This is a genomic window from Segatella copri (genome assembly GCF_009494835.1).
Classification (GTDB): domain Bacteria; phylum Bacteroidota; class Bacteroidia; order Bacteroidales; family Bacteroidaceae; genus Prevotella; species Prevotella copri_F.
The window spans coordinates 40,770-53,230 of sequence record NZ_VZBE01000043.1; the positions used below are offsets into that span (position 1 = coordinate 40,770).

A 12,461-nucleotide genomic window follows, 5' to 3' on the forward strand; every position below is an offset into this window, starting at 1 on the left:
TTTTTTAGTGATTTCGAGGCGTAAAAACGAAGAAATCCCGCTTCTTTTGCAAGAAACGGGATTCCATATTTAGTATAAATTCGAAGTGTCGAATTAGAGCTGTGGACCAGCAGCAACGAGAGCCTTACCAGCCTCGTTTGTCTCATACTTCTTGAAGTTCTTGATGAAACGAGCAGCCAAATCCTTAGCCTTCTCCTCCCACTGAGAAGCCTCAGCGTATGTATCACGTGGATCGAGGATCTTAGGATCTACGCCTTCCAACTGTGTAGGAACTACGAAGTTGAAGAATGGGATAGTCTTTGTAGGAGCTGCGTCGATTGAGTGGTCGAGGATAGCGTCGATGATACCACGTGTATCGCGGATAGAGATACGCTTGCCTGTACCGTTCCAACCTGTGTTAACCAAGTATGCCTTAGCACCAGACTTCTGCATCTTTTTTACCAACTCCTCAGCGTACTTAGTTGGGTGCAACTCCAAGAATGCCTGACCGAAGCAAGCAGAGAATGTTGGAGTAGGCTCGGTGATACCGCGCTCTGTACCAGCCAACTTAGCTGTGAAGCCAGAGAGGAAGTAATACTTAGTCTGCTCAGCGTTCAAGATAGATACTGGTGGCAATACACCGAATGCATCTGCAGAGAGGAAGATAACCTGCTTAGCAGCTGGACCCTGAGAGAATGGACGCTGGATGTTCTTGATGTGGTAGATAGGATAAGATACACGAGTATTCTCGGTAACAGTCTTATCTGCGAAGTCAATCTTACCGTTCTTATCTACAGTTACGTTCTCGAGGAGAGCGTCACGTGTGATAGCACCGTAGATATCTGGCTCAGACTCCTTGTCGAGGTTGATAACCTTAGCGTAGCAACCACCTTCGAAGTTGAACACACCCTCGTCGTCCCATCCGTGCTCATCGTCACCGATCAACTTACGCTTAGGGTCTGTTGACAATGTTGTCTTACCTGTACCAGAAAGACCGAAGAAGATAGCTGTATTCTCACCGTTCATATCTGTGTTGGCAGAGCAGTGCATAGAAGCCATACCCTTCAATGGCAAGAAGTAGTTCATCATAGAGAACATACCCTTCTTCATCTCACCACCATACCATGTGTTGATGATAACCTGCTCCTTAGAAGTTACGTTGAATACAACGGCTGTCTCTGAGTGGAGACCCAGCTCCTTCCAGTTCTCAACCTTTGCCTTAGAAGCATTGTAAACGATGAAGTCTGGCTCCTGATCGAACTCAGCCTCGTTCTGAGGACGGATGAACATATTTGTTACGAAGTGTGCCTGCCATGCTACCTCAACGATGAAACGTACCTTCATACGTGTATCCTTGTGTGTACCGCAGAAACCATCTACTACGAACAACTTCTTATTAGAAAGCTCCTTCTTAGCGATCTCCTTAACGGCGTTCCATGCCTCTGGAGTTGCCTTGTGGTTATCGTTGTGATACTCCTCAGAATCCCACCATACAGTGTCGTGAGATGTAGCATCGTCAACGATGAACTTGTCTTTAGGAGAACGACCAGTGTAAATACCAGTCATTACGTTAACTGCACCGAGCTCAGTCTCCTGACCAACCTCAAAACCCTCGAGACCTTCCTTAGTCTCCTCATTGAACAATACCTCATAAGAAGGATTGTAGAGAACCTCAGTTGTACCTGTGATTCCGTACTTTGCTAAAACTGACTTATCAAACTTTGCCATTTTATTTTAAATGTATTTAAGTTGTGAATAATTTCTCTTTACCTTTTTATCTTGGTTGACAGAAGAAATCATCATTCTCCCAAAACCGCCGCAAAGTTACGAAAAATATGTTTTATAGCAAAGATTCTTAGGTATTATTCTTTCTTTTTAAAAGCTTTTTAGGTTAAAGAACTTAAAAAAAGCCGATTCGACCGACAATTGCCACGTTGACTTTGCAAAAAATCTCTGCTTAGAGAAAAACAAGCAGAGATTTACACCTATTATATATAAGAGGGTATTTGAAGGAAAAATAAGATAGCAACAGTTCTTTCATTCCTCCAGAGAGAAAATAATTGCCCAAACATTTTGCCGTTTCCGAGATTTATTATATCTTTGCAGAAAAACTACAACTATATGAAGATAAATAATTTAAGCGAGCACAATTGCATCATCAACCGCTATCTGGCTGAGATGCGTGACTGCGATTATCAAAAGAACCGATTGCTCTTCCGCAACAACATTATGAGAATCGGTGAGTATGAGGCCTTTGAAATATCAAAGACTCTTAATTACGAAAAGACTGAGGTGACTACACCACTCGGTGTGGCCCAGGTTAATCTTCCTACCGAAAAGATTGTCATCGGTACGATCTTCCGTGCCGGACTTCCTTTCCACGAAGGTTTCCTCAATATTTTCGACCACTCTGGCAATGCCTTTGTGAGTGCTTATCGCGAGTATACCAACAAGGAGCATACTGAGGTGGGCGTACATATCGAATACCTCGCCACACCTGATCTTACTGATAAGGTGCTCATCATTGCCGACCCTATGCTTGCCACAGGTATCAGCATGGAGATGGGTATGAAGGCTTTCCTCACCAAGGGCAATCCTAAACATATCCACATTGCCTGTGTTCTCGCTGCACCTGAGGGCATTGAGCACATCAAGAAAACCTTCCCAGAGGACAAGACTACCATCTGGTGTGCCTCTATTGATGAGGGCTTGAACGAGCATAAGTATATCGTGCCAGGCTTCGGCGACGCCGGCGACTTGTGCTATGGCAGCAAGCTCTAAGCCGCAGGCTTTATAAAAAGTATAGCAACTATACTCTGAAATACTCTTCACTCTTCACCTTTCGGCCCCAAACCCCTGTGTTTATCGGCATTCCGAGGGGTGAAGAGTTATTTGTATCTCTTCACCCACTCTTCACCACTCTTCACCGCTCAGCTCTGGCGGATTTAGAATCCGCTAAAAGGACCGGCGCATTTTTTGTGCGACCGAAGGTGAAGAGTGGTGAAGAGTGGGTGAAGAGTGCCCGAGCACTCTTCACCCCTCGGAATGCCCATAAACACAGGGGATTCGGAGCATTTGGTGAAGAGTGAAGAGTTTTTCGTCTATCGCATAAAAAAGAAAATCAGGCGCCTAAAAGGATATCAGATAAACCCATTTCCGAAGACTGTTAAACACAAACAGCCGACTAGCGAATAAGGCGCTAGTCGGCTGTCCGGCTTCTGCCAGTTGGCTGTCCTACTCAAACAGCCAACTTATCTCCGAAAGATAAAACCTTTAATAATGGAACGAGCTGCCCCCCAGGAACTCTCGCAGAAGCGAAGTAGGCGGCAGATTATTATAAGGTATGCCCTTGAAGTATTTCAGGAACTTAAGCAACCGGTAAGCCTCAGCATATTCCTCGCAATTCTCCGGAACCTGCTGCAGCAGCGGCTCTGCCTGCGTCTTAATCACAGCCAGTTCATAAAGCATCGCCGTATTGAGCATCGCATCGGCATTCTCCTGGAACGGGAATATCCACTTGTTCTCACCCGCCCTTACCGAAGGCCAGCGATGAATGGTTTCCTGGGCAGAGACACCTCGATACTTGTAATCGCGGATGATGCGGCGAAGCAAACGGTTGTCTGTTGTCGGGATATAATTGTGATTATCCAGAAGAATCGTGGTCAGCGCCGAAGCATATACTCTGAATATCTGCTCCTGTGGGATGTGGGCCGTCAGCTCTGGGTTCAATGCATGAATGCCCTCTACCACCAGCACATTGTTATCGTTCATCTTCAGCTTGTTGCCGCTCTTTTTACTCTTTCCGCTCTGGAAATCATACTTCGGCAATTCTACCTCCTCACCACGGAAGAGGGCGTTGAACTGCTCGTTAATCAGGTCGAGATCCAAAGCATAGATGCTCTCATAATCATATTCGCCAGAAGCATCCTTCGGCGTTTTCTCCCTATCCACGAAATAATCATCGAGCGAAATCTGGAGCGGTTTCAATCCGTTTACGGCAAGCTGTATGCTCAGGCGCTTGCACGAAGTAGTCTTGCCCGAAGAAGAAGGACCTGCCAGCAGCACCAGTTTCACGCCCTTGCGGCTGGCAATCTCCTCAGCAATCTTGGCAATCTTCTTCTCCTGCAGCGCCTCGCTGATATTGATGATGTCGGTAGCATGATTGGCATCTATCGCCTGGTTAAAATCGCCTACAGTCCTGATGCCCAGGATACTCTGCCAGCGATGATGCTCCTTGAATATCTCAAACATCTTGTCCTGTCGGGTCATTTCGCCCAGCACATCCGGGTTCTTGAGCGAAGGAATACGCAGGAGCATGCCATCATAATATTTCTCCAGCCCGAAGAGATAGAGCTGCGAGGTATTGGTGAGCAGCGTGCCGTAGTAAGAATCTACATAATCACCTATTTTATAATAGGTAGTATAGATAGAGCCCGATGTCTTGAGCAGTTTCACCTTCTCAACATCCCCTTTCTCCTGGAACAGCGCAACTGCCTCTTCGGTAGGCACGGTGAAGCGGCGTATCGGCATCCTGGCATCGATAATCTCCTGCATGCGACGGCGGATGATGTTCACATCTTCATCAACAACAGGTCTGCCCAGGCGGATATCTACGTAGAAGCCATTCGATACGGGAATATCAATCACCACATCTGTAGCAGGATAAATGTCCTGTACCGCCTTGCAGAGAACAAAGAAGAGGGTACGGGTATATGCACGCGAACCGGATGAAGAAGTCATATCAAGGAATTCTACATCTTTAGAATTATAAACACGATAATGCATGCCTTCAACCTTGTTATTTACCCTTGCAGACACCGGTCCGTGGGTCATTTTGAGGTCAAATGCTGAAAAAATATCAAAAAGTGTGCTTCCGATTTCTACTTTCTGAGATTTTTTATTATTTTTGCAACGGATTTGAATTACTTGTTTCATTTGTATTAAAACTATGTTACAAAATTAAACTAATCTACCCGCTCTCGAAGCCCCCGAAGGTGCTTTTTGAGCATCGGCTTACTCTTTTTAGAAGAGAGACGCCTACAGAGTGTAAAGTTACGAAGAAATTCGGAAACTTGATGTATTTGACAACATTAATTAAGTTATTATATGTCGATTTGGATATTTTTTAAGCTTATTGGAGCACTCGCCCTACTGATGTTCGGTATGAAGTCCATGAGCGACAGTTTGCAGAAGATGGCAGGACCACAGCTCCGCCATGTGTTAGGAACCATGACCACCAATCGTTTGACGGGCATTCTCTCGGGTACGCTCATCACCGCAGCGGTGCAGTCTTCTACAGCCACAACGGTGATGACCGTATCATTCGTTAATGCTGGTCTCCTTACCCTAGCCCAGGCTATCTCCGTTATCATGGGCGCCAACATCGGAACCACACTCACCGCATGGATCATGAGTGCCGGTTTCTCGTTTAACATCACAGATTTTGTATGGCCGGCGTTCTTCATCGCCATCATCCTGATTTACAGCAAGAAACGCAAGATTATCGGCGACTTCATCTTCGGTATATCCTTTATGTTTCTCGGTTTGGGAACTTTACGCCAAACCGGTATCGACATGGATCTGGCTCATAATCAGCCGGTTCTTGAATTCTTTGCAAGTTTCGACCCTCACAGTTTCCAGACTACCATCACCTTTCTGATTATCGGTAGTATACTCACTATGTGCGTGCAGAGTTCGGCAGCCGTCATGGCGATTACGATGATTCTCTGCTCTACCGGTGTATTGCCAATCTATCAGGGCATTGCGCTTGTGATGGGTGAGAATATCGGTACAACCGTAACCTCCAACGTGGCAGCGCTCACCGCCAATACCCAGGCCCGGAGAGCGGCGATGGCGCACATGGTGTTCAACATCTTCGGTGTGCTTTGGATACTCTGCATATTCCACCCGTTCATCCATCTGGTTTGCGGCTGGGTAGGTTTCGACGATGCCATGGAGAAGACTGATCCTCATTTCGTAGCCAATGCAACCAAGCTATCCTTTGTGCTTGCCGCCTTCCATACCACCTTCAACCTCGCCAATACCTTTATCCTGGTATGGTTCATTCCACAGATAGAGAAGCTGGTATGCAAGATTATCCGTCCTAAGAAGAATACCGATGAGGACGACTTCCGCCTGCGCTTTATCCAGAGCGGTATCATGAAGACACCGGAAATCTCTGTCTTGGAGGCACAGAAGGAAATCCATTGTTTTGCAGAGCGCATCCAGCGCATGTTCGGCATGGTGAAGACGCTTCTTGGCGAGACCAATGAAGAAAAGTTTGTAAAACTCTATAGCCGCATCGAGAAATATGAGGGCATCTCTGACAACATGGAGATAGAGATTGCCAAGTATCTCGACCAGGTGAGCGATTCTCATCTTTCTGACGAGACCAAGGCAAAGATTCGTGCCATGCTCCGTGAGATTTCTGAAATCGAGAGTATCGGTGACAGCTGCTTCAACATCGCACGCACGCTGAACCGCCGTTTCAAGGGCAAGGAAGACTTCATCACTTCACAGTATGAGCACATGCACCAGATGATGGAACTTACCGACAATGCCCTTACCCAGATGAATATCACCCTCGTAGGTCATAAGGGAGACAACGATGCCAACCTCTCTTTCAACATCGAGAACGAAATCAACAACTATCGCAATCAGTTGAAGAGCCAGAACATCAACGATGTAAACAACCATCTCTATACCTACGCCATCGGTACCATGTATATGGATATCATCCAGGAATGCGAGAAACTCGGCGACTATGTAGTAAACGTAGTAGAGGCCCGCATGGGTGTAAGACAGCATGAAGCTTAGAGAGAGTTTATAGTTAACAGTTTATAGGTAACAGTTTATAGGGCATGAAGTTCATTGTTGGGCTTCATGCCCTATCTTTATTTTCTACCTATATTAATAGGACAAACAGATATGTTTTTAAGCAAGATACTTGATTCGCAACAGCAAAGTTGCCATAAAGAAGTGATTTCACAAAGAAAAAGAAAGAATTTTGGCATAACATAGAGGATAACTCGATTTTTTGTTGTAATTTTGCAGCCGAAATTGCAATTTTATAAATAATTAATGAAGATTCTAGTAACGGGTGCGTCGGGCTTTATCGGCAGCTACATCGTGGAAGAGGCCTTAAGACAGGGCATGGAAACCTGGGCGGCAGTACGCCCTACCAGTTCCAGAAAGTATCTGCAAGACGAGCGCATCCATTTTATCAATCTCAATCTTTCTTCAGAGGAAGAGTTGGAGAAAGAACTCGCCCCGCACGAGTTCGACTATATAGTGCATGCAGCCGGCGCAACGAAGTGCCTGCATGCAGAGGACTTTTATAAGGTAAACACAGAGGGAACCAAGCATCTGGTGAACGTCCTTCTGCGCCTCCAGATGCCTATCAGGCGATTTGTCTTTGTCAGTTCGCTCAGCATTTTTGGAGCCATCCGCGAAGAGCAGCCTTATCAGGAAATCTCAGAACATGATACTCCTAAGCCAAATACTGCATACGGAAAGAGTAAGCTGGAGGCAGAACGCTATCTGGACAGCATCGGCAATAACTTCCCTTATATCATCCTCCGCCCTACAGGAGTTTACGGTCCTAGGGAGAAAGATTATTTTCTCATGGCGCAGAGCATCAAGCAGCATGTTGACTTTGCTGTAGGATTCAAGCGCCAGGACATCACTTTTGTATATGTACAGGACGTGGTACAGGCTGTATTCCTGGCTCTGGATCATGGAATGAACGGCAGGAAATACTTCCTCAGCGATGGAGAAGTATATCAGTCTGCTGCCTTCAGCGACCTGATAAAAAAGGAGTTAGGCAATCCTTGGATGCTACGCATCAAGGCACCTGTCTGGGTGTTGCGCATCGTAACCTTCTTCGGAGAATATCTCGGAAGGATGACGGGCAAGATGTCGGCCCTGAACAATGATAAGTACAACATTCTGAAACAGCGCAACTGGCGATGTGATATTGAGCCAGCCATGGATGAACTGGGCTATCATCCTCACTATCCACTGGAAAGAGGTGTGAAGCTCGCCATCAAGTGGTACAAGGATAACGGATGGCTGTAAATTATAAACTAATAAGAAGCGTGATAAAAGATTATTTCAAGATAGACAAGAACCCGAAGAAGGGACTGATGACACTGGAATGGGTCATGCTGGGATATATGGCAATCACCATTATCACCATGCTCTTTACCTACACCAAACTCGTAAACCCGGAAGCTATGCTCTGGGGACGACTGAGAGTGCTCGTCATGACCATCGCTCTTTGGGCAGTATACCGCATGATACCTTGCCGCATCACCAAGATGGTGCGCATCATCGCCCAGATGGCTTTGCTTGCCTGGTGGTATCCCGACACCTACGAAATCAACCGTATGTTCCCCAACCTCGACCATATCTTTGCAGGTTGGGAGCAGGATCTTTTCGGATGTCAACCCGCCCTGCTCTTTGCCAAAGCCCTGCCTTGGGCTGCAGTAAGCGAACTGATGTCGATGGGCTACTTTATGTATTATCCGATGATTGCATTGGTTACATTCTATTATTTCTTCTGCAGATATTATGAGGCTGAAAGAGCTGCATTTGTCATGCTCACCAGTTTCTTTATCTACTATCTCATCTACATCTATGTACCGGTAGCGGGTCCGACCTTCTACTTTGATGCAGTAGGGATATCAGAAATAACCAAAGGCATCTTCCCGGCTTTGGGCGATTACTTCAACACCCATACCAACTGCCTGCCAACACCGGGTTACACCGATGGAATCTTCTACCAGCTTGTAGAAGACGCCAAGAACGCCGGCGAGCGTCCTACTGCCGCTTTCCCAAGTTCGCATGTGGGCGTGAGCACCATCTGCATGCTCCTGGTCTGGCATACCGGCAACCGAAAACTGCTATACGTGATGCTGCCATTCTACATCTTCCTGTGTCTGGCTACCGTATATATTCAGGCGCATTATCTCATCGATGCCATCGCCGGCCTCATCTCTGCCGTCGTCATCTATTTTGCATTGATGGCAGTATCGAAGGGAATGACAGAGCATCATACTCCTTCTTCGCGACTGATATTCAGATAGTTACATATTTTAATTACAATAACATTATAAACGAATAGAATTCATCTAGAACAATGAAGAAACTATTTATTGAGACTTATGGCTGCCAGATGAACGTGGCAGACAGTGAAGTAGTTGCCTCTGTGATGCAGATGGCTGGCTACGAAATTTGTGAGAAAGAAGAAGAGGCTGATGCCATCTTCCTGAACACCTGCAGTATCCGCGAGAATGCAGAGAACAAGATTTATCATCGCCTCGACACCCTGCATGCAGAGCAGAAGAAGGGAAGAAAGGTGATTCTCGGCGTTTTGGGCTGTATGGCAGAACGCGTGAAGGATGACCTCATCCAGAACCACTATGCCAATCTTGTTTGCGGACCAGACAGCTATCTCAACCTGCCGGATATGATTGCGCAGTGCGAGATGGGAACCAACGCCATCAACATCGAACTTTCTAAGACCGAGACTTACCGCGACATCGTACCTCAGCGCATCGGTGGCAACAGAGTGAGCGGTTTCGTAAGCATCATGCGTGGTTGCAACAACTTCTGCCACTACTGCATCGTGCCTTATACCCGTGGACGTGAGCGCAGCCGCGATGCCGAGAGCATCCTGCGTGAGGTTCGCGATTTGCAGCAGCGTGGCTTCAAGGAAGTTACCCTGCTGGGACAGAATGTAAACAGTTATGGTCTCTCGCCATCGGGCAAGCGCGAGGAAGGCAGTCTTTCCTTTGCCGAGCTCCTCCACATGGTAGCCCAGGCTGTACCGGATATGCGAGTACGCTTCACCACCTCTAACCCAGAGGATATGACCGAGGACATCCTCCACGCCATTGCCGAAGAGCCAAACCTCTGCAAGCACATCCACTTCCCTGCACAGAGCGGAAGCAATAAGATTTTGAAACTGATGAACCGCAAATACACCCGTGAGGAGTATCTGCAGCGCATCGCCGACATCAAGCGTATCATCCCGGGCTGCGGCATCACCACCGACATCTTCGTGGGTTATCACGACGAGACCGAGGAAGACCATCAGGAAACTCTCTCGCTGGTAAAGGAAGTAGGCTTCGACAGCGCCTTCATGTTCAAGTATTCTGAGCGCCCGGGCACCTATGCCGCCAAGCATCTGCCAGACAACGTTTCTGAGGAAACCAAGATAGCCCGCCTCAACGAACTTATCAAGTTGCAGACCGAGGTGAGTGCCGAGCAGAACAAGAAGGATGAAGGCAAGGAGTTCACCATCCTCATCGAGAACTTCAGCAAGCGTAGCCGCGAGCAGATGATGGGTCGAACAGAACAGAACAAAGCGGTTGTCATCGATAAGGGTAACCACCATATCGGAGAGTTCGTGAAGGTTCGCATCACTGGTTCTACCTCTGCTACTCTCTTCGGAGAAGAAGTAAAGGAGTAAACCCAAACTCTTCAGAACAGCTTTTTCTGAATAAAAAGACTCTTCTGAAAGAAAAAACAGAATATAAACAAGAAAAACCGCCAAAAGTTTGGCGGTTTTCTTAAAAAGCACTATATTTGCACCTATGAAGGAATTCTTGCAAATTTTACGCCGATTCGTCCCTCCATACAAGAAGTATCTGGGACTGTCTATCCTGTTCAATATCCTGTCTGCGGTATTGAACATCTTTTCGTTTGCAGCCTTGATACCAATCCTGCAAATCCTGTTCCAAGTAGATGGTGGTATCCGTGTCAACGAGTATATGCACTGGAATGGAGATTGGGGTAGCATCAAGGAGGTTGCAACCAATAACCTGTATTATTATATTCAGGAGTTTATTGTTGTCCATAGTGCATCAACAGCCCTTTTGGTCATCGGCCTATTCCTAGCCTTCATGACATTCCTCAAGACGGGAGCCTATTTCCTCTCGTCAGCCACCATCATACCTATCCGTACAGGTATCGTAAGAGACATCCGCAACCAGATTTACCAGAAGATAAACAGTCTCTCACTCGGTTTCTTCAGCGAGGAGCGCAAGGGAGATATCATTGCCCGCATGAGCGGTGATGTGCAGGAAGTGGAGAACAGCATCATGTCGTCGCTCGACATGCTCTTCAAGAACCCTATTCTGATTCTCTTCTATTTCATCACACTCATCTGCATCAGTTGGCAGCTCACCCTCTTCACCATTCTCTTTGTACCACCTTTCGGCTGGTTCATGGGAGTAGTTGGCAAGAAACTGAAGGCACACAGTATCGAGGCACAGGCACTTTGGAGCGATACGATGAGTATGGTAGAAGAAACGCTGGGCGGCTTGCGCATCATCAAGGCGTTCTGTGCAGAAGAAAAGATGAACAAGCGTTTCAATCAGGTTAACAGCAGCTACCGCGACAACATCATGCGTGTAAATATCCGTCAGCAGATGGCACACCCGATGAGTGAGTTTCTGGGAACCATCCTCATCGTGGTAGTATTGTGGTTTGGCGGTATTCTGGTTCTGGATTATGGCAGAATCGACGGTCCTACCATCATCTTCTATCTCGTGATGCTCTACAGCATCATCAACCCACTGAAGGAATTCTCCAAGGCGAGTTACAATATCCCAAAGGGATTGGCAAGTATGGAGCGTATCGACAAGATTCTGCAGGCTGAGGTGGAAATCAAGGACAAGGAGACCCCTGAGCATATCAGCAGCTTCGAACATCAGATAGAGTTCCGCCACGTTTCCTTCGCCTATACCGACCGAAAGAGCGCCGAACTGGTATATGTATTAAAGGATATCAACCTCGTGATACCAAAGGGTAAGACCGTGGCACTCGTTGGTCAGAGCGGTAGCGGTAAGAGTACGATGGTAGATTTGATTCCACGTTACTATGATGTACAGGAAGGCGAGGTGCTCATCGACGGCATCAATGTGAAAGACCTTGCCGTACATGACCTTCGTATGCTGATAGGAAATGTAAACCAGGAGGCTATCCTCTTCAATGCAAGCTTCAAGGACAATATCCGATTCGGCAAGACCGATGCTACAGACGAGGATATAGCCAATGCAGCTAAGATAGCCAATGCTTACGAGTTCATTACCAAGTCGGAGCATGGTTTCGATACAAATATCGGTGACCGTGGCGGCAGACTTTCCGGTGGTCAGCGCCAGCGTGTCAGCATCGCCCGTGCCATCCTCAAGAATCCTCCTATCCTCATCCTCGATGAGGCAACATCAGCCCTCGATACCGAGAGCGAGCGCCTGGTTCAGGATGCCTTGGAGAAACTGATGAAAACCCGTACCACCGTGGCTGTGGCTCACCGATTGAGTACCATCAAGCATGCCGATGAAATCTGCGTATTGCACGAGGGTAGGATTGTGGAGCGCGGTACTCATGAGGAACTGATTGAAAAAAAAGGATATTACAAGAAGTTGCATGATATGCAGCAGGTGTAATTGAGTAAAGAGTTAATAGTTAAGAATTTA

The 12,461-nt window shown here is 46.9% G+C and carries 8 protein-coding genes; 6 read left to right on the forward strand and 2 right to left on the reverse strand.

The genetic code is table 11. From position 1 onward, the window contains the following. Window positions 1–93: 93 nt before the first annotated feature. Window positions 94–1,707: a phosphoenolpyruvate carboxykinase (ATP) gene (gene pckA, locus F7D47_RS06570; RefSeq protein WP_153085081.1), complete on the reverse strand. Its 1,614-nt coding sequence runs from the start codon at window positions 1,705–1,707 to the stop codon at window positions 94–96. Window positions 1,708–2,100: 393 nt separating this feature from the next. Between pckA and upp the strand changes: the two genes are divergently transcribed. Next, a complete protein-coding gene (gene upp / locus F7D47_RS06575) occupies window positions 2,101–2,760 on the forward strand; it encodes a uracil phosphoribosyltransferase (protein ID WP_022121512.1) in 660 nt (219 codons plus the stop codon). Window positions 2,761–3,252: 492 nt separating this feature from the next. On the opposite strand, the gene F7D47_RS06580 is transcribed toward upp, so the two are convergent. Next, complete coding sequence (locus tag F7D47_RS06580) at window positions 3,253–4,914, reverse strand: nucleoside kinase (protein ID WP_153085082.1); 1,662 nt, start codon at window positions 4,912–4,914, stop codon at window positions 3,253–3,255. Between the two features lie 171 nt (window positions 4,915–5,085). Between F7D47_RS06580 and F7D47_RS06585 the strand changes: the two genes are divergently transcribed. From F7D47_RS06585 to F7D47_RS06605, 5 genes are all read left to right on the forward strand, one after another. Further along, the gene (locus F7D47_RS06585; RefSeq protein ID WP_022121509.1) at window positions 5,086–6,795 is read left to right on the forward strand and encodes a Na/Pi cotransporter family protein; all 1,710 of its coding nucleotides are present in this window, start codon (window positions 5,086–5,088) and stop codon (window positions 6,793–6,795) included. Window positions 6,796–7,059: 264 nt separating this feature from the next. Continuing rightward, entirely contained in the window at window positions 7,060–8,055 is a 996-nt protein-coding gene (locus F7D47_RS06590) for an NAD-dependent epimerase/dehydratase family protein (protein ID WP_117693260.1), read from the forward strand. Continuing rightward, the gene (locus tag F7D47_RS06595) at window positions 8,046–9,065 is read left to right on the forward strand and encodes a phosphatase PAP2 family protein (protein WP_153085083.1); all 1,020 of its coding nucleotides are present in this window, start codon (window positions 8,046–8,048) and stop codon (window positions 9,063–9,065) included. Before F7D47_RS06590 ends, F7D47_RS06595 begins: the two co-directional genes overlap by 10 nt. A 53-nt stretch (window positions 9,066–9,118) precedes the next feature. Next, the gene (gene miaB, locus F7D47_RS06600) at window positions 9,119–10,453 is read left to right on the forward strand and encodes a tRNA (N6-isopentenyl adenosine(37)-C2)-methylthiotransferase MiaB (RefSeq protein ID WP_022110614.1); all 1,335 of its coding nucleotides are present in this window, start codon (window positions 9,119–9,121) and stop codon (window positions 10,451–10,453) included. 124 nt (window positions 10,454–10,577) lie between these two features. Then, the gene (locus tag F7D47_RS06605) at window positions 10,578–12,431 is read left to right on the forward strand and encodes an ABC transporter ATP-binding protein (RefSeq protein ID WP_153085084.1); all 1,854 of its coding nucleotides are present in this window, start codon (window positions 10,578–10,580) and stop codon (window positions 12,429–12,431) included. The last annotated feature ends 30 nt before the right edge of the window (window positions 12,432–12,461 follow it).